Raw genomic sequence first — 19,140 nt, 5'->3', positions numbered from 1 at the left:
TGTTGACCGTCAAACTTTTTGGTGAGACGCTGAAAGTCCCCGCGCACCTTAGCTGTTTGGCATGTAAGAGCGGCAGCAAGAACACAAGATCGCCAAGCATCGCGGGTGCGATTCCCTCACGACCCACACCGCTTCGGTCGGTCACTCAGTGTGGAGGACCATCCATCATGGCAAAGGCGCTTCTCGGTTACGTCGGCGGCTCCGACCCGCGACTCATTGCCGAGATGCGACGGCTCCAGCAGCGCGTCCAGGACCTGGAATCCGAGCTCGGACGAATCCAGGCGGAGAACGACGCGCTCGCGGCTGCCGCTTCTCACGACTCGCTTCTCGAAAGCATCGACGTACCCCAGGCGGAGCCTGCGCTCACCTGATCGCTGAAGAGCACTACACCACCACCAGTGAACAGGCTGCCTGTGTCAGCCGCTAACAGAGTTGCAAGGGACGCTTCGGCGTCCCTTCTTTCTTTCCCCCGGGTACTCCATCGCTCATCGCTCGCTGTTCACCCTCTTTAACGTCTGGTGTGCCCTGCACGTTCATGGGTGAAACCGCGCGTTCGTGGAGTGAGACGGACCCGGGAGGTAAAGTCCGGCTGCGTGCACCTCAAGGCTCTGACCCTGCGCGGGTTCAAATCGTTCGCCTCGGCCACGACGCTGCGGTTCGAGCCGGGCATCACCTGCGTCGTGGGGCCCAACGGCTCCGGCAAGTCCAATGTCGTGGACGCCCTGAGCTGGGTCATGGGGGAGCAGGGAGCCAAGTCGCTGCGCGGCGGCAAGATGGAGGACGTCATCTTCGCCGGCACCACCGGGCGGCCCCCGCTGGGCCGCGCGGAGGTCTCTCTGACGATCGACAACTCCGACGGCGCGCTGCCCATCGAGTACGCCGAGGTCACCATCACGCGGATCATGTTCCGCAACGGCGGCAGCGAGTACCAGATCAACGGCGATACCTGCCGATTGCTGGACATTCAGGAGCTGTTGTCCGACTCCGGCATCGGCCGTGAGATGCACGTCATCGTCGGACAGGGCCAGCTCGACTCCGTCCTGCACGCCGATCCGATGGGCCGCCGCGCCTTCATCGAGGAGGCCGCGGGCGTCCTCAAGCACCGCAAGCGCAAGGAGAAGGCGCTGCGGAAGCTGGACGCGATGCAGGCCAACCTCGCGCGGGTGCAGGACCTCACCGACGAGCTGCGGCGGCAGTTGAAGCCGCTCGGCCGGCAGGCCGCCGTCGCGCGCCGGGCCGCCGTCATCCAGGCCGACCTCCGCGACGCCCGGCTGAGGCTGCTCGCCGACGATCTCGTACGGCTGCGGGGGGCGCTCCAGGCCGAGGTCGCGGACGAGGCCGCGCTCAAGGAGCGCAAGGAGGCCGCCGAGGCCGAGTTGCGCAAGGCCCTCCAGCGCGAGGCGACGCTGGAGGACGAGGTGCGGCGGCTCGCCCCGCGGCTGCAGCGGGCCCAGCAGACCTGGTACGAGCTGTCGCAGCTGGCCGAGCGGGTGCGCGGCACGGTCTCACTCGCGGACGCCCGGGTGAAGAGCGCGACCGCCCAGCCGCCGGAGGAGCGGCGCGGACGCGACCCCGAGGACATGGAGCGCGAGGCCGCGCGGGTGCGCGAGCAGGAGGCCGAGCTCGAAGCGGCCCTGGAGGCGGCCGAGCACGCCCTGGAGGACACCGTCGCTCACCGGGCCGACCTGGAGCGTGAACTGGCGGTGGAGGAGCGGCGCCTGAAGGACGTGGCCCGGGCCATCGCCGACCGCCGCGAGGGGCTGGCGCGGCTGAGCGGCCAGGTCAACGCGGCCCGTTCGCGTGCTGCCTCCGCCCAGTCCGAGATCGACCGGCTCGCCGCCGCCCGCGACGAGGCGCAGGACCGCGCGGTCGCCGCTCAGGAGGAGTACGAGCAGCTCAAGGCCGAGGTCGACGGGCTGGACGCGGGCGACGAGGAACTCGCCGGGCGGCACGAGGCGGCCAGGAGCGCTCTCGCCGACGCCGAGTCCGCACTGACCGCGGCCCGTGAGGCGGCCACCTCCGCCGAACGCAGGCGCGCGGCCACCCAGGCCCGGCGCGACGCGCTCGCTCTGGGCCTGCGCCGCAAGGACGGCACCGGGGCGCTGCTCGCGGCCAAGGACCGGCTCTCGGGGCTGCTCGGCCCCGCCGCCGGACTGCTCTCCGTCACACCGGGCCACGAGGTCGCGCTGGCCGCCGCCTTCGGCGCGGCGGCGGACGCGATCGCGGTGACCACGCCCGCCTCGGCCGCGGAGGCCATCCGCCTGCTCCGCAAACAGGACGCGGGCCGAGCGGCGCTGCTGCTGGCGGGCGCCCCGGAGCCGAGCGACGCGCCGGACCCGACGCGCACCCCTGGAGGGGCCGCCGCCGTGTCCGGAGAGGGCTCCCAGCGCCCGATGGCCCCGGCCTCCGTGACCGGAGAGGGTCCCCAGCGCCGGACGGCCCCGGGCTCCGTGACCGGAGAGGGCTCCCAGCGCCCGACGGGCCCGGGCCTCGTGACCGGAGAGGGTCCCCAGCGCCCGATGGCCCCGGGCCCCGCTGGTGCCGGGGGCCCCGGCGGCCCGGCAGACGCCGGCGGGTCCGGTGAGTGCCGCGACTCCGGTGAGCCCGGTGGGTCCGGTGACTCCGGTGAGTCCCGCGACTCCGGTGGGTCCCGCGATTCCGGCGACTTGGGAGGGTCCGGCCACTCCGGCGAGTCCAGTTACTCCGGCCACTCCGGTGAGTTCGGCGAGTCCGTCGGCGTCGGTCGCGGACTCGCTCAGTCGCGCCCCGGCGGCCCCCCGTACGCCGCCGATCTCGTGCGGGCGCCCGCCGATCTCATGCCTGCCGTGCGGCGGCTGTTGCGGGGGATCGTCGTGGTGGGGACCCTGGAGGACGCCGAGGATCTTGTCTACGCGCGGCCCGAGCTGACCGCCGTGACCGCCGAGGGGGACCTGCTCGGCGCGCACTTCGCACAGGGCGGTTCCGCCGGAGCACCCAGCCTGCTCGAAGTACAGGCGTCGGTGGACGAGGCCACGGCGGAGCTGGAAGAACTCGGCGTGCTGTGCGAGGAGTTGAGCGGGGCCCAGCATCGCGCCACCGAACTGCGCAAGGAACGGGTCGCTCTGGTCGAGGAGTTGGGGGAGCGGCGGCGCGCCGGGGAGCGCGAGAAGTCCCAGGTCGCGCAGCAGCTCGGGCGGCTGGCCGGGCAGGCGCGGGGCGCCGCGGGAGAGGCCGAGCGGAGCACCGCCGCGGCGGCGCGTGCGCAGGAAGCTCTCGACCGGGCCGTGGAGGAGGCGGAGGAGCTGGCCGAACGGCTCGTCGTCGCCGAGGAGATGCCGGTCGAGGAGGAACCCGACACCTCCGTACGCGACCGGCTCGCGGCCGACGGCGCCAACGCGCGGCAGACCGAGATGGAGGCCCGGCTCCAGGTGCGTACGCACGAGGAGCGGGTCAAGGGGCTCGCCGGGCGGGCCGACTCGCTCGACCGGGCCGCGCGCGCCGAACGCGAGGCACGGGCCCGCGCCGAGCAGCGCCGGGCGCGGCTGCGGCACGAGGCCGCGGTCGCCGGGGCCGTCGCCTCCGGCGCACGGCAGCTGCTCGCCCACGTCGAGGTCTCCCTCGGCCGCGCGGACGAGGAGCGTACGGCGGCGGAGAGCGCCAAGGCGCGCCGGGAGCAGGAACTCGTCGTGGCCCGCAACCAGGGCCGCGATCTCAAGGCCGAGCTGGACAAGCTCACGGACTCGGTGCACCGCGGTGAGGTGCTCGGGGCCGAGAAACGGCTGCGGATCGAGCAGCTGGAGGCAAAGGCGCTGGAGGAACTGGGCGTCGAGCCGGCGGGCCTGGTCGCGGACTTCGGCCCCACCCAGCTCGTACCGCCGTCGCTGCCCGCCGAGGGCGAGGAGCTGCCGGACGACCCGGAGCATCCGCGTAACCAGCCCCGCCCCTTCCACCGTTCCGAGCAGGAGAAGCGGCTCAAGGCGGCCGAGCGGGCCTACCAGCAGCTCGGCAAGGTCAACCCGCTCGCGCTGGAGGAGTTCGCCGCGCTGGAGGAGCGCCACAAGTTCCTCAGCGAGCAGCTGGAGGATCTGAAGAAGACGCGTATCGACCTTCTCCAGGTGGTGAAGGAGGTCGACGAGCGGGTCGAGCAGGTCTTCACCGAGGCGTTCCGGGACACGGCACGGGAGTTCGAAGGGGTCTTCGGGCGGCTGTTCCCGGGGGGTGACGGACGGCTGATCCTGACCGATCCCGACAACATGCTCACCACAGGTGTGGACGTCGAGGCGAGGCCGCCGGGGAAGAAGGTCAAGCGGCTCTCGCTGCTCTCCGGCGGTGAGCGGTCGCTGACCGCCGTCGCGATGCTCGTGGCGATCTTCAAGGCACGGCCCAGCCCGTTCTATGTGATGGACGAGGTCGAGGCGGCGCTCGACGACACCAATCTGCAGCGGCTGATCGGGATCATGCGGGAGCTGCGGGAGGCCTCGCAGCTGATCGTGATCACGCACCAGAAGCGGACGATGGAGGTCGCCGACGCGCTGTACGGCGTGTCCATGCAGGGCGACGGAGTGTCGAAGGTCATCAGCCAACGACTGCGCTGACCCAAGCCGCACAGCTCAGCGGCCGCCCGCCCCGGCCGAGGACTGTCCCGCTCGGCGAGCGTCCCGACCGGCGGCCGTCCCGGCCGGGTGACCCACCGGCCCTCGCCCGAACGGCGGTACCCGTCGGTCCGGCCGCCCGGGAACACCCGTCCGGGACCCGCGGCGGTTGTGGCGTTCCTCGCGTCGCTTACGGGGTATCCGTAGCTACGCAGCCTCGATCTCTTCAAGTCTTGAACACCAGTCCGTCACATAGGGTGGTTTCTCGGTGCCCACTCTTCATGGGACCCCCTGTTGACTTCGAAACTTGAAGGCATAGTCTCTGCTTCGTTGCTTTTACCTTCAGGTGGTGGGTGGCGTAAACGTGTGCGCCACTGGAGACACCGTCCGGAAGGGCTCGCCCCCACCCCCGGCAGTGAGGCCGGTGGCCCGAGGAGTTACACGTGACCAGCACAGCGCAGCCACCCCCGTCCGGAGCCCGAGCGGCTCATCCCGAGCATCTCGGGCACGTCATCTTCATCGCGGCGGCGGCCGCGATGGGTGGCTTCCTCTTCGGCTACGACAGCGCCGTGATCAACGGAGCCGTCGAGGCCATCCGCGACCGGTACGAGGTCGGCTCCGCAGCCCTGGCCCAGGTCATCGCCATCGCCCTCATCGGCTGTGCGATCGGCGCCGCCACCGCGGGCCGCATCGCCGACCGCATCGGCCGGATCCGCTGCATGCAGATCTCGGCCGTGCTGTTCACCGTCAGCGCGGTGGGCTCCGCACTGCCCTTCGCCCTGTACGACCTGGCCTTCTGGCGGGTCATCGGCGGCTTCGCGATCGGTATGGCCTCGGTCATCGGCCCGGCCTACATCGCCGAGGTCTCCCCGGCCGCGTACCGCGGGCGGCTCGGCTCGTTCCAGCAGGCCGCGATCGTCATCGGCATCGCCATCTCGCAGCTCGTCAACTGGGGCATCCTCAACGCCGCCGACGGCGACCAGCGCGGCAAGGTCATGGGCCTCGAAGCCTGGCAGGTCATGCTCGGTGTGATGGTCATCCCGGCCGTCATCTACGGGCTGCTGTCCTTCGCGATCCCCGAGTCGCCGCGCTTCCTGATCTCCGCGGGCCGGGACAAGCGGGCCCGTGAGGTGCTGCGGGAGGTCGAGGGCGACATCGACCTGGACGCCCGCGTCGCCGAGATCGAGCACGCCATGAAGAGCGAGCACAAGTCGTCCTTCAAGGACCTCCTGGGCGGCACCTTCTTCTTCAAGCCGATCGTCTGGATCGGTATCGGGCTCTCGGTGTTCCAGCAGTTCGTCGGCATCAACGTCGCGTTCTACTACTCGTCCACGCTGTGGCAGTCGGTGGGCGTCGACCCTACGGACTCGTTCCTGTACTCGTTCACCACGTCGATCATCAACATCGTCGGCACCGTGATCGCCATGATCTTCGTCGACCGGATCGGCCGTAAGCCGCTCGCGCTCATCGGCTCCGTCGGCATGGTCATCGGCCTCGGCCTGGAAGCCTGGGCCTTCTCCTACGACCTCGTCGACGGCAAGCTGCCCGCCACCCAGGGCTGGGTCGCACTGATCGCCGCCCATGTGTTCGTCCTGTTCTTCGCCCTCTCGTGGGGTGTCGTGGTCTGGGTCTTCCTCGGCGAGATGTTCCCGAACAAGCTCCGCGCCGCCGCGCTCGGTGTCGCCGCCGCCGCGCAGTGGATCGCCAACTGGGCCATCACCGCGAGCTTCCCGTCGCTGGCCGACTGGAACCTCTCGATGACCTACGTGATCTACACGGTGTTCGCCGCGCTCTCCATCCCGTTCGTGCTCAAGTTCGTCAAGGAGACGAAGGGCAAGACGCTGGAGGAGATGGGTTAGCCCGTCGCGGCCCATCGGCGCCCGTCGACCCGGGGAGAGGGGCCAAGTCCCCGCTGTCCTTCTCCCCGTACTCGTGAGAGAGCGCGTCGCCCCGGTTCCGAGGCCTACAGGGCCTTGAGCCGGGGCAGCACGTTTTCGCAGAACAGATGCATGCTGCGCCACCCCTCGTCGACGGACATCCCGCCGGACAGCGGATGCAGTACGTAGCTGTCGAGGCCCAGCGCCAGGCACTCCTCCGGCGTCACGATCCGGTAGACGCCCTCGGCGCGCAGCTCCTCCACCGTCGTGGCCCCCGACCTCACCGCCGAGCGGATGTCGGAGGACTGCCAGGAGGCGTACGTCCTGGCCTCGTGCAGGAAGTGCTCGCCGTGCTCGGCCCAGGCGCGGTCCGGGTCCTCGGCGAGGTGCAGCAGCGGGGTCACCGCCGCGGGCATCATGGTCCAGCCCTCGGTGCCGTACTCGACGAGCCGCTCCTTGTAGTACGCCTCGATGTCCGGCAGGTGCGCGCTGGGGAAGAACGGCAGACCCAGCCGTGCCGCGCGGCGGGCCGCGGCCTTCGAGGAGCCGCCCACCAGCAGCAGGGGGTGCGGATCCGAGAACGGACGCGGAGTGACCCGTACCGTACGGCCGCGGTACTCGAAGTCCTCGCCGGTCCATGCCTTCAGCAGGGTCTCCAGGAGCTCGTCCTGGAGGGCGCCGCGCCGCTTCCACTCCACGTCGAAGAGCGCGTACTCCTCGGGGCGGTAGCCGATGCCCGCGACCGTGACGAGCCGGCCGCCGCTGAGGAGGTCCAGCACGGCGATGTCCTCGGCCAGGCGCAGCGGGTCGTGCAGGGGGCCGATGATCGCCGAGACCGTGACCGCGATCTTGCGGGTCGCGCCGAGGACCGCGCCCGCGAAGGTGAACGGGGAGGGCAGCCAGTTGTTGGCGGCGCCGTGGTGTTCCTCGGTCTGCACGGTGGTCATGCCGCGGTCGTCCGCGTAGGCGGCCATCTCCAGGGCGGCTTTGTAGCGGGCGCTGAGGGAGGTGGGGGTGGGGGTGGGGTCGACGAGGTTGAAACGTACGACCGTTACGGGCATGGGAGGGGTCCCCTTCGCCGGGCGGGTGGGGTGTCGGTGGCTCCGGTGGGGGTGACGGTAGCTGACGGACCGTCAGGCGGCCAGGGGTGCGGGGCGGGGCCGCGCGAGGAAAGCCGGTTCGGGCAGGCCCGGGGGTGGTCGCGCATACTGGGTCCGTTATGGAAATCGTCATCCTTGCTGTAGTCATCGCCGTGGTCGTGATCGGCGCGCTCGGCGGCCTGATCGTCGGCAGCCGCCGCCGCAAGCAGCTGCCCCCGCCGCCCCCCGCCGCCCCCGACATCACGGCTCCGCCGGCCGAGCCGCACATCGGCGACGAGGCCGAGACGCCGCGCGACGAACCGCGCCGCACGATAGAGGAGGTGGATCTCCCGGACACCTCGGCGACCGCTCCGGTCGTCGAAGCGCCCCCGATCGAGGTCCCGGAACCGACCGCCGGCCGCCTGGTGCGGCTGCGCGCCCGGCTCTCCCGTTCACAGAACGCGCTCGGCAAGGGGCTCCTCACGCTCCTCGCGCGCGAGCACCTGGACGAGGACACCTGGGAGGAGATCGAGGACACGCTGCTCACCGCCGACGTCGGCGTGCAGCCCACCCAGGAGCTGGTCGAGCGGCTGCGCGAGCGCGTGAAGGTGCTCGGCACCCGCACGCCCGAGGAGCTGCGCGCCCTGCTGCGCGAGGAACTGCTCACGCTGCTGGTGCCCGACTTCGACCGCACGGTGCACACCGAGTCGCCGCTGGACACGCCCGGCATCGTGATGGTCGTCGGGGTCAACGGCACCGGCAAGACCACCACGACCGGCAAGCTCGCCCGTGTGCTCGTCGCCGACGGCAAACATGTGCTGCTCGGCGCGGCCGACACCTTCCGGGCCGCCGCCGCCGATCAGCTGCAGACCTGGGGTGAGCGCGTCGGCGCCCGCACCGTACGCGGTCCCGAGGGCGGCGACCCCGCCTCGATCGCCTTCGACGCGGTCAAGGAGGGCATCCAGGAGGGTGCCGATGTCGTGCTCATCGACACGGCAGGCCGGCTGCACACCAAGACCGGGCTCATGGACGAACTCGGCAAGGTCAAGCGCGTCGTCGAGAAGCACGCCCCGCTCGACGAGGTGCTGCTCGTCCTGGACGCCACCACCGGTCAGAACGGTCTGGTGCAGGCCCGCGTCTTCGCCGAGGTCGTCAACATCACCGGCATCGTCCTGACCAAGCTCGACGGCACGGCCAAGGGCGGCATCGTCATCGCCGTCCAGCGCGAGCTGGGTGTCCCCGTCAAGCTCATCGGTCTGGGCGAGGGCGCGGACGACCTGGCCCCGTTCGAGCCGGAAGCGTTCGTGGATGCCCTTATCGGAGAGTGAGAACGCGCACGGCACGTGCGTGCGTGATGAAGGGCCCCGCTCCATGGTGCAGATGGAGTGGGGCCCTTCCGTATCGGCAGGCCTCTGTCGAGGAAGCCTGAGCCGACAGTCTGTGCGGTCCGGGCCAGGGAGCGGTCCGGGCGCGGGAGCCGTCTACGCGCGTGAGCGGTGGGCCACGTACGCCAGCGTCCCCAGCAGCAGTCGCGCGGCCGGCGGCTTCGTCGCCGAGTCGAGCGCGGGGGAGCGGAGCCAGCGGACCGGGCCGAGGCCGCCCCGGTCGGAGGGCGGGGCCGTGATGTACGTACCGGGACCCAGGCCGTGCAGGTCGAGCGTCGCGTCGTCCCAGCCCATGCGGTAGAGCAGCTGGGGCAGTTCGGCCGCCGCGCCGGGTGTGACGAAGAAGTGGGCGCGGCCCTCGGGGGTGACGGTGACGGGGCCCAGCGGAAGACCCATGCGTTCGAGCCGGACCAGGGCACGGCGGCCGGCGGACTCGGCGACCTCGATGATGTCGAAGGCGCGGCCCACGGGGAGCATCACCGCCGCGCCGGGGAACTCGCCCCAGGCCTCCGTCACCTCGTCCAGCGTGGCCCGCGCCGGGACGACGGGCGCGAAGTCCAGGGGATGCGCGCCGCGTCGGGCGCAGTCCGCCCGGCCGCACGAGCAGGCACCCGCGGCCGCCCGGGCGCCGGGCACCACGTCCCAGCCCCACAGTCCGGTGAACTCGGCCACGGCGGTGCACTCGGAGGAGCGGCCGCGGCGACGCGAGCCGGAGCGCATTTCGCGGATACCGCCGATCGTGAAACCCATGCCCCCTCCAACGGGTCCAGCCTGCCCATGGTTACGTCACGGAATCAGTCCGTGACTCTCAGTGTCCGTTCGTACTCTCAGTTCCCCTTCACGTGCGGTTCGAATGCGGCGCTCTGATGTGTCGCGGGTGGTGCGCCCTGTTCCGCGCGCCCCGGTGTGCATCGCTGCGCCCACTTCCGGCCGTCATGTGTCAAGTGAATCGCGTGGTAGCCATCGCGAGTTCATTCGAAGGGGTGGCGAATGGTGGCGTTTCCGGGATCGCCATGGCTGGAGCGGTGATCGTAGGATTACTGTGAGTGCACAGGTCCTGGGGACGCATGCACTTGTGGGTATGCCGGAGGCAACTCGGCTTCCCGTTCGATGGGTGAGAACAGCCGGACGGGCGGCCCTGTTTACCGGCATTCTGGTAGGGCTTGGCGCATACAGCGCACAAGTGGGTTCAGGGATGGGGGCGTTCCAGTGGGCGGCAACGGCGGAAGCGGGACGACCGCGACTGGCACGGACAAGCGCCCCAATGAATTGTTGGGCTCGTGGTTCGTGCGCAGCGGCTGGTCCAAGGGCGAGCTGGCGCGCCAGGTCAACCGCAGAGCACGCCAGTTGGGCGCCAACCACATCTCGACGGACACCTCACGTGTCCGCCGCTGGCTCGACGGCGAGAACCCCCGCGAGCCGATCCCGCGCATCCTCTCCGAGCTGTTCTCCGAGCGTTTCGGCTGTGTCGTCGCCGTCGAGGACCTGGGCCTGCGCGCCGCTCACCGCTCACCGTCCGTGTCGGGCGTCGATCTGCCCTGGACCGGCCCGCAGACGGTCGCCCTGATCAGCGAGTTCTCCCGCAGCGACCTGATGCTGGCGCGCCGCGGCTTCCTCGGCACGTCCCTCGCCCTCGCCGCGGGACCCACGCTCATCGAGCCCATGCAGCGCTGGCTGGTGCCCAGCCCCACCGCCCCGCGCGCGGAGCCCGCCCTCCCCGCCGCCGCCTCGCGCCGCCCCGGCCGGCTCTCCCAGCCCGAACTGGACCTCCTGGAGTCCACCACCGTCATGTTCCGCCAGTGGGACGCCCAGTGCGGCGGTGGTCTGCGCCGCAAGGCGGTCGTCGGCCAGCTGCACGAGGTGACCGACCTGCTCCAGGAGCCTCAGCCCGAGGCCACCACCAGGCGGCTGTTCAAGGTCGCCGCCGAACTGGCCGAGCTGGCCGGGTGGATGAGCTACGACGTGGGGCTCCAGCCCACCGCCCAGAAGTACTTCGTCCTCGCCCTGCACGCCGCCAAGGAAGCCGGCGACCGGCCGCTCGGCTCGTACATCCTCTCCAGCATGAGCCGCCAGATGATCCACCTGGGGCGGCCCGACGACGCGCTGGAACTGATCCATCTCGCCCAGTACGGCAGCCGTGACTGCGCGAGCCCCCGTACCCAGTCCATGCTGTATGCGATGGAGGCCCGCGCCTACGCCAACATGGGGCAGCCGGGGAAGTGCAAGCGGGCCGTCCGGATGGCGGAGGACACCTTCGGGGACGCCGAGGAGTTCGACGAGCCCGAGGCCGACTGGATCCGCTTCTTCTCCGAGGCCGAGCTGCACGGCGAGAACAGCCACTCCTACCGCGACCTCGCCTATGTCGCCGGCCGCAGCCCCGCGTACGCGTCGCTGGCCGAGCCCGTCATGCAGAAAGCCGTCGACCTCTTCGAGAAGGACGCCGAACACCAGCGTTCATACGCGCTCAACCTCGTCGGAATGGGCACGGTGCACCTCCTGCGGCGCGAACCGGAGCAGAGCACGGTCCTGGTGCGCAAAGCCCTCGCGATCGCCAAGAAGGTGCGCTCGGAGCGGGTCAACACTCGTATCCGAAAAACGGTCGACACGGCCGTACGCGACTTCGGGGACCTCGCCGCGGTCGTGGATCTGACCGATCAGCTCGCCATCGACCTGCCCGAGACCGCCGAGGCGGTCTGACCCCCCAGTACGCCGGCCGCGACCCCCGTCCATAACAGCCCGACTCGGCTCCCCCATGCCAGGTCATCGGACGGAGGCCGCGGCCGGTCCGGTTTTCGCGCCTACGCCGACACCGCTCTCGCGGGTGCGGCTGAGCGCCGTCGGGGTCGCGCGATCCATGGCTCGGGTCCGCGGCCGGTCATGGCTGAGGGCTCGGCCGGGGAAGGTTGCGCCACGATAACGATCGGAGCCGCCGCTATCCGGCGGTTCATCGACGCGTAACACGCACGTTCTCTTCGTCACCCGCGCGAAACATGCAGGGGCTCCGGTCGAAACGGCGCTGCGCCAATCTCTGGCACATAACCGGCCCACCCCTCACAACCGCTCATGGCTTCGCCCGCACGGGGCCGTACCAACGACGAGGAGACGCCGATGGCACCAGCCATCACGCTTGCCGCAGACGCTCCCACGCTGTCTGCCGCCAACACCGGGTTCATGCTCATCTGTTCCGCCCTGGTGCTGATCATGACTCCCGGACTCGCCTTCTTCTACGGAGGCATGGTCAGGGTCAAGAGCACCTTGAACATGCTGATGATGAGCTTCATCAGCATGGGGATCGTCACGATCCTGTGGGTCCTCTACGGCTTCTCGCTCGCCTTCGGTACCGACTCGGGCAGCGTCATCGGCTGGTCCTCGGACTTCGTCGGTCTCAGCGGCATCGGCAAGGTGGAGCTCTGGGACGGCTACACCATCCCGATCTACGTCTTCGCCGTCTTCCAGCTGATGTTCGCGATCATCACGCCCGCCCTGATAAGCGGCGCTCTCGCGGACCGCGTGAAGTTCACCGCCTGGTCCCTGTTCGTCGCCCTGTGGGCCACGGTCGTGTACTTCCCCGTCGCCCACTGGGTCTGGGGCACCGGCGGCTGGGCCTTCGAGCTCGGCGTCATCGACTTCGCCGGCGGTACGGCGGTCCACATCAACGCGGGTGCCGCCGCGCTCGGTGTCATCCTCGTCATCGGCAAGCGCGTCGGGTTCAAGAAGGACCCGATGCGCCCGCACAGCCTCCCGCTGGTGATGCTCGGCGCCGGTCTGCTCTGGTTCGGCTGGTTCGGATTCAACGCCGGCTCCTGGCTCGGCAACGACGACGGCGTCGGCGCGCTGATGTTCGTCAACACGCAGGTCGCCACCGCCGCCGCCATGCTGGCCTGGCTCGCCTACGAGAAGATCCGCCACGGCGCGTTCACCACCCTCGGCGCCGCCTCCGGCGCGGTCGCCGGTCTGGTCGCGATCACCCCGTCCGGCGGCGCGGTCTCCCCGCTCGGCGCCATCGCGGTCGGCGCCATCGCCGGTGTGCTCTGCGCCATGGCCGTCGGCCTCAAGTACAAGTTCGGCTACGACGACTCGCTCGACGTCGTCGGCGTCCACCTCGTCGGCGGTGTCGTCGGCTCCCTGCTGATCGGCTTCTTCGCCACCGGCGGCGGCCAGTCCGACGTCGCGGGCCTCTTCTACGGCGGCGGCCTCGACCAGTTCTGGAAGCAGTGCGCCGGTGTCTTCGGTGTCCTCGCCTACTCCCTCGTGGCCTCCGCGATCCTCGCCTTCCTGATCGACAAGACGATCGGGATGCGCGTCCCCGAGGACGACGAGATCGCGGGCATCGACCAGGCCGAGCACGCCGAGACCGCATACGACTTCAGCGGTGCCGGTGGCGGCGCCGCCACCCGTACCGCGCCGCCGGCCCCGGTCGCCGGTACCGCGAGCAAGAAGGTGGACGCATGAAGCTCATCACCGCCGTCGTCAAGCCCCACCGGCTCGACGAGATCAAGGAGGCCCTCCAGGCCTTCGGCGTCCACGGCCTCACGGTCACCGAGGCGAGCGGTTACGGTCGTCAGCGGGGCCACACCGAGGTCTACCGCGGTGCCGAGTACACCGTCGACCTCGTTCCCAAGATCCGTATCGAGGTGCTGGTCGAGGACGACGACGCCGAGCAGCTGCTCGATGTCATCGTGAAGGCGGCCCGCACGGGCAAGATCGGGGACGGCAAGGTCTGGTCCGTCCCGGTCGAGACGGCGGTCCGGGTCCGGACCGGCGAGCGCGGACCCGACGCGCTGTAGGCAGCAGACGAACAGGAGCCACTGGGTGACGAGTACGGACATGCGTACAGAAGCAGAGGACTCGGGACCCAGCGGCTACGCGGCGGCCCGGCTGCGCCTCCTCCAGGAGGGGGCGCGGTCCGGGCCGCCGCGCCGTTCGGCCCTCGCCGAACTGACCGACGACTGGCTCACCGGCCTCTTCGACGCGGGAGCCGAGAAACTGCGCGGCGTCTCGCTCGTCGCCGTCGGCGGCTACGGCCGCGGCGAACTCTCCCCGCGCAGCGACCTCGACCTGCTGCTCCTGCACGACGGCAGCGCCGACTCCGGTGCGATCGCCTCCCTGGCCGACCGCATCTGGTACCCGGTCTGGGACCTCGGTCTCGACCTCGACCACTCCGTCCGCACCCCCGCCGAGGCACGCAGGACGGCGGGCGAGGACCTCAAGGTGCAGCTCGGGCTGCTCGACGCCCGCCACCTCGCGGGCGACCTCGGCCTGACCGCCGGACTGCGTACGGCCGTCCTCGCCGACTGGCGCAACCAGGCACCCAAGCGCCTCCCCGAACTCCAGGAACTGTGCGCCGAGCGCGCCGAGCGCCAGGGCGAACTGCAGTACCTCCTCGAACCCGACCTCAAGGAGGCCCGCGGCGGTCTGCGCGACGCCACCGCGCTGCGCGCCGTCGCCGCCTCCTGGCTCGCCGACGCCCCGCGCGAGGGCCTGGCCGAGGCCCGAAAGACCCTCCTCGACGTCCGTGACGCGCTGCACCTCGCCACGGGCCGCGCCACCGACCGCCTCGCCCTCCAGGAGCAGGACCAGGTAGCCGCGGAACTCGGCCTCCTGGACGCCGACACCCTGCTCCGCCAGGTGTACGAGGCCGCCCGCGTCGTCTCGTACGCCAGTGATGTCACCTGGCGCGAGGTGGGGCGCGTACTGCGCTCGCGCGCCGTGCGGCCACGGCTTCGCGCCATGCTGGGCGGCGGCAAACCCGCCCCCGAACGCTCCCCGCTGGCCGAGGGCGTCGTCGAGCAGGACGGCGAGGTCGTCCTCGCCCGCGCCGCCCGACCCGACCGCGACCCCGTACTGCCGCTGCGCGCCGCCGCCGCTGCCGCCCAGGCGGGCCTGCCGCTCTCGCTGCACGCGGTCCGCCGGATGGCCGCCGCGGCCCGACCGCTGCCCACCCCGTGGCCCGCCGAGGCCCGCCAGCAACTCATCACGCTCCTCGGTTCCGGCCCCTCGACCATCGAGGTCTGGGAGGCCCTGGAGGCGGAAGGGCTGATCACCCGGCTGCTGCCCGACTGGGAGCGCGTCCGCTGCCGGCCGCAGCGCAACGCCGTCCACATCTGGACCGTCGACCGCCATCTCATCGAGACGGCGGTGCGCGCCGCCGAGTTCACCCGCCGTGTCCACCGCCCCGACCTCCTCCTGGTCGCCGCGCTGCTGCACGACATCGGCAAGGGCTGGCCCGGCGACCACTCCGTGGCCGGCGAGATCATCGCCCGGGACGTGGCGGCCCGCATCGGCTTCGACCGCACCGACGTGGCCACCCTCGCCACCCTCGTACGCCATCACCTGCTCCTCATCGAGACGGCGACCCGGCGCGACCTGGAGGACCCGGCGACCGTCCGTTCGGTCGCCGAGGCGGTCGGCTCGCAGGGCACGCTGGAACTCCTGCACGCCCTCACCGAGGCGGACGCCCTGGCCACCGGGCCCGCCGCCTGGTCCTCCTGGCGCGCCTCCCTCGTCGCGGACCTGGTCAAGCGGGTCTCCGCCGCGCTCGCCGGGGACGACCCCGACGAACCCGAAGCCGCGGCGCCCACCGCCGAACAGGAACGGCTCGCCATCGAGGCGTTCCGCACCGGCGGCCCCGTGCTCGCGCTGCGCGCCCAGACCGAGCCGCCCGCCGAAGCGTCCACCGAGGAGCCCCCGGTGGAACCCTCGGGCGAACCGGAACCCCTCGGCGTGGAACTGCTCATCGCGGTACCGGACCAGAAGGGCGTCCTGCCGGCTGTGGCGGGCGTCCTCGCCATGCACCGGCTCACCGTGCGGACGGCGGAACTGCGGGCCCTGGAACTGCCCGACGGTGTCTCCGGCTCCGTCCTGCTGCTCGACTGGCGGGTCGCCGCCGAGTACGGGTCCCTGCCGCAGGCGGCCCGGCTGCGCGCCGATCTCGTACGCGCCCTCGACGGGTCCCTCGACATCGCCGGTCGCCTGGCCGAGCGGGACGCCGCCTATCCGCGCCGGCGGGGCATCGTGGCACCGGCGGCCCGGGTGAGCGTGGCCCCCGCCGCGTCCCGGCTCGCCACCGTCATCGAGGTGCGCGCCCATGACGCCCCGGGGCTGCTGCACCGGATCGGGCGCGCGCTGGAGGACGCGGAGGTGCGGGTGCGCAGTGCGCATGTGTCGACGTTGGGCGCCAACGCCGTGGACGCGTTCTATGTGACCGGGCCCGACGGGTCCCCGTTGCCGGGGGAGCAGGCCGCTTCGCTGGCGCGGGCGCTGGAGGACACGTTGAGGGAGTGAGCGGGTGCGCTCCGCCCGGCTCGGGTCGGCACCGCCCGGCCCGGGTCGGCTCCGCCCGGCCCGGGTGCGCTCCGCCCGGCTCGGGTCGGCTCCGTCTGGTTTCGTCTGCGGAGCCGCACGATGTCACAGCCCCGCGCCCCTGAGAGGCAGTTCCTGGGGGCGTCCGTTCGCCGGAAGGAAGCCTGTGGCGACGGGGTGGAGACCCTTTCCGGTGTGGGCAGATACTCTGGAGGGCGGACCTGCCCCCCTGCCCCCTACTTGAGGATTCGCGACCGCCGTGTTCGACACTCTCTCCGATCGCCTCGCAGCGACATTCAAGAACCTTCGCGGCAAGGGGCGCCTGTCCGAGGCGGACATCGACGCCACCGCGCGCGAGATCCGTATCGCCCTGCTGGAAGCGGATGTCGCGCTGCCGGTCGTCCGGGCCTTCATCAAGCAGGTCAAGGAGAGGGCCCTCGGGGCCGAGGTCTCACAGGCGCTCAACCCCGCCCAGCAGGTCATCAAGATCGTCAACGAGGAGCTCGTCGGCATCCTCGGCGGCGAGACCCGCCGGCTGCGCTTCGCCAAGCAGCCGCCGACCGTGATCATGCTCGCGGGTCTGCAGGGTGCCGGTAAGACCACGCTCGCCGGAAAGCTCGGCAAGTGGCTGCAGGGCCAGGGACACGCCCCGCTGCTCGTCGCGTGCGACCTCCAGCGTCCGAACGCCGTGAACCAGCTGAGCGTCGTCGGTGAGCGCGCGGGCGTAGGCGTCTACGCGCCCCAGCCGGGCAACGGCGTCGGCGACCCGGTCCAGGTCGCCAAGGACTCCATCGAGTACGCGAAGCAGAAGCAGCACGACGTCGTCATCGTCGACACCGCGGGCCGCCTCGGTATCGACGCCGAGCTGATGCAGCAGGCCTCCGACATCCGCGACGCGGTCTCGCCCGACGAGATCCTCTTCGTCGTCGACGCGATGGTCGGCCAGGACGCGGTCAACACCGCGGAGGCCTTCCGCGACGGAGTCGGCTTCGACGGCGTGGTCCTCTCGAAGCTCGACGGCGACGCCCGCGGTGGTGCGGCGCTCTCCATCGCGCACGTCACCGGCCGCCAGATCATGTTCGCCTCCAACGGCGAGAAGCTGGACGACTTCGACGCGTTCCACCCGGACCGCATGGCGTCCCGCATCCTCGGCATGGGCGACGTGCTCACGCTGATCGAGAAGGCCGAGCAGACCTTCTCGCAGCAGGAGGCCGAGGCCATGGCCTCGAAGCTCGCCTCCAAGAAGGGCGAGGACTTCACGCTCGACGACTTCCTGGCCCAGATGGAGCAGGTCAGGAAGATGGGCTCCATCTCCAAGCTGCTCGGCATGCTCCCCGGCATGGGTCAGATCAAGGACCAGATCAGCAACCTCGACGAGCGCGACGTCGACCGCACGGCCGCGATCATCAAGTCGATGACCCCGGCCGAGCGCCAGGACGCGACGATCATCAACGGCTCGCGCCGCGCCCGTATCGCCAAGGGTTCCGGTGTCGAGGTCAGCGCGGTCAAGGGTCTGGTCGAGCGGTTCTTCGAGGCCCGCAAGATGATGTCCCGCATGGCCCAGGGCGGCGGCATGCCGGGGATGCCCGGGCTGCCGGGCATGGGCGGCGGGGCCGGCCGGACGAAGAAGCAGCCCAAGAAGAGCAAGGGCAAGCAGCGCTCCGGGAACCCGATGAAGCGCAAGCAGCAGGAGGAAGAGGCGGCGGCTCGGCGGGAGGCCGGGGGGCAGGCCGGTGGCGCCTTCGGTCTGCCGGGCGGCCAGCAGCCCCAGAACTTCGAACTCCCCGACGAGTTCAAGAAGTTCATGGGCTGACGCTCCCTCGGACTTTCCCTCGGGGGCGCCACCCCCGAACTCCAGGTCCTCAAACGCCGGACGGGCTGGTTTTCCAGCCCGTCCGGCGTTTGAGGACAACAGGGGGGTCTGGGGGCGCGAGCCCTCAGGTCCGAGCGATCAGATACCGGAAGACGTTCGGCATCCACACCGTCCCGTCCCGCCGCTTGTACGGATGCAGAGCCTCCCGCATCTCCTTGTCGACCTGATCGGGATCCGTCGCGGCGACGGCCGCGTCGAAGAGCCCCGTGGACAGCAGCCCACGCACCGCGTTGTCCACGTCCGCGTACCCGAAGGGGCAGGCGACCCGTCCGGACCCGTCGGGCCGCAGACCGGCCCGCTGGGCGACCTCCTCCAGGTCGTCACGCAGGGCCGGGCGCCAACTGCCCGCACCGCGCAGGGGATCCGCCAGCTTCGCGGCGACCCGCAGCACCGAGGACGTGGCACACCGCTCCGGAGGCCCCCAGCCCGCCAGAACCACGGGAACCTCTCGGCCGACGAGCGGACTCGCCGCCGCCAGCGCCTCGGTGAGGCCTTCGGAGTCGCCGGCCACACACCCGACCGGCTCGAAAGCGGTCACGAGGCTGTATGCGGCCGCCGCCTCGTCGTCGATGTCCGTCGGCTCCCCGTCCGTCAGCCGCGCACCGGCACGCGCACGCGTGCCCCACGCCTCGGGGAGCAGGCGCTCGCGCGCGAGCGCCAGTCGCTCCGGCGCGTGAGCCTGCAGACCGGTGACCGACGCGCCCCGCGCCGCAGCCATCAGCAGCGCCAGGCCGGACCCGCAGCCGAGCCCCAACAGCCTGGTCGAGGAGCCCACTTCGAGTCGCTCGTAGACGGCCTCGTAGAGCGGTACGAGCATCCGCTCCTGTATCTCGGCCCAGTCACGCGCGCGTGCCCACTGATCCACCTGGGGCGCGGCCCCTGAGTGAGGTAGGTGCTGCCGCACGAGCGTAGGTGTCATCGAATGTGCCCCAATCCACCGAGAGTTGCGTTCGTGCCCCGTTCCTTCACCCCCGTGCAGTGCGCTCGCACTCCCCCCGTATGCCAGGAAACTCCGCGCTCGTCGTGGCGTCCAGGGGTTACGGAGCCCGGTTT

12 protein-coding genes are annotated in these 19,140 nt (G+C 71.1%); 9 read left to right on the top strand and 3 right to left on the bottom strand.

The features are described from left to right. Positions 1-167: 167 nt before the first annotated feature. From IE278_RS24660 to IE278_RS24650, 3 genes are all read left to right on the top strand, one after another. On the top strand, positions 168-371 hold the full coding sequence (locus IE278_RS24660; protein WP_107021972.1) for a hypothetical protein: 204 nt from the start codon (positions 168-170) through the stop codon (positions 369-371). Positions 372-593: 222 nt separating this feature from the next. Beyond that, a complete protein-coding gene (locus IE278_RS24655; protein WP_189775438.1) occupies positions 594-4,574 on the top strand; it encodes an SMC hinge domain-related protein in 3,981 nt (1,326 codons plus the stop codon). Between the two features lie 440 nt (positions 4,575-5,014). After that, entirely contained in the window at positions 5,015-6,430 is a 1,416-nt protein-coding gene (locus tag IE278_RS24650; protein WP_189775437.1) for a sugar porter family MFS transporter, read from the top strand. A 104-nt stretch (positions 6,431-6,534) separates the two neighbouring features. Here IE278_RS24650 and IE278_RS24645 read toward each other — a convergent pair whose 3' ends face one another. After that, entirely contained in the window at positions 6,535-7,509 is a 975-nt protein-coding gene (locus IE278_RS24645) for an LLM class flavin-dependent oxidoreductase (protein WP_189775436.1), read from the bottom strand. A gap of 158 nt (positions 7,510-7,667) precedes the next feature. Between IE278_RS24645 and ftsY the strand changes: the two genes are divergently transcribed. Further along, positions 7,668-8,855, top strand: coding sequence for a signal recognition particle-docking protein FtsY (ftsY, locus tag IE278_RS24640; RefSeq protein ID WP_189775435.1), 1,188 nt, complete (start codon positions 7,668-7,670; stop codon positions 8,853-8,855). A gap of 153 nt (positions 8,856-9,008) precedes the next feature. Here ftsY and IE278_RS24635 read toward each other — a convergent pair whose 3' ends face one another. Further along, positions 9,009-9,662: a bifunctional DNA primase/polymerase gene (locus IE278_RS24635; protein WP_189775434.1), complete on the bottom strand. Its 654-nt coding sequence runs from the start codon at positions 9,660-9,662 to the stop codon at positions 9,009-9,011. Between the two features lie 459 nt (positions 9,663-10,121). On the opposite strand from IE278_RS24635, the gene nsdA reads away from it, so the two are divergent. The 5 genes from nsdA (at position 10,122) to ffh (ending at position 18,027) form a co-directional block, all read left to right on the top strand. Continuing rightward, positions 10,122-11,609, top strand: coding sequence for a transcriptional repressor NsdA (nsdA, locus tag IE278_RS24630; RefSeq protein WP_189775433.1), 1,488 nt, complete (start codon positions 10,122-10,124; stop codon positions 11,607-11,609). Positions 11,610-12,020: 411 nt separating this feature from the next. Then, complete coding sequence (locus tag IE278_RS24625; RefSeq protein ID WP_189775432.1) at positions 12,021-13,364, top strand: ammonium transporter; 1,344 nt, start codon at positions 12,021-12,023, stop codon at positions 13,362-13,364. Further along, complete coding sequence (locus IE278_RS24620) at positions 13,361-13,699, top strand: P-II family nitrogen regulator (RefSeq protein ID WP_055510557.1); 339 nt, start codon at positions 13,361-13,363, stop codon at positions 13,697-13,699. Before IE278_RS24625 ends, IE278_RS24620 begins: the two co-directional genes overlap by 4 nt. 25 nt (positions 13,700-13,724) lie before the next feature. Then, the gene (locus tag IE278_RS24615; RefSeq protein ID WP_189775431.1) at positions 13,725-16,196 is read left to right on the top strand and encodes a [protein-PII] uridylyltransferase; all 2,472 of its coding nucleotides are present in this window, start codon (positions 13,725-13,727) and stop codon (positions 16,194-16,196) included. 277 nt (positions 16,197-16,473) lie between these two features. Then, positions 16,474-18,027 carry a signal recognition particle protein gene (gene ffh, locus IE278_RS24610; RefSeq protein WP_189775430.1) on the top strand — a complete coding sequence of 518 codons (1,554 nt, stop codon included), beginning with the start codon at positions 16,474-16,476 and terminating at the stop codon, positions 18,025-18,027. Between the two features lie 124 nt (positions 18,028-18,151). Here the strand turns inward: ffh and IE278_RS24605 are convergent, their stop codons facing one another. Beyond that, positions 18,152-19,006: an SAM-dependent methyltransferase gene (locus tag IE278_RS24605; protein ID WP_189775429.1), complete on the bottom strand. Its 855-nt coding sequence runs from the start codon at positions 19,004-19,006 to the stop codon at positions 18,152-18,154. Positions 19,007-19,140 lie beyond the last annotated feature (134 nt).

The sequence above is a fragment of the Streptomyces tauricus genome (genome assembly GCF_014650955.1).
In the GTDB taxonomy this organism is placed as follows: domain Bacteria; phylum Actinomycetota; class Actinomycetes; order Streptomycetales; family Streptomycetaceae; genus Streptomyces; species Streptomyces tauricus.
This window is presented reverse-complemented; position numbering and strand designations above follow the sequence as displayed.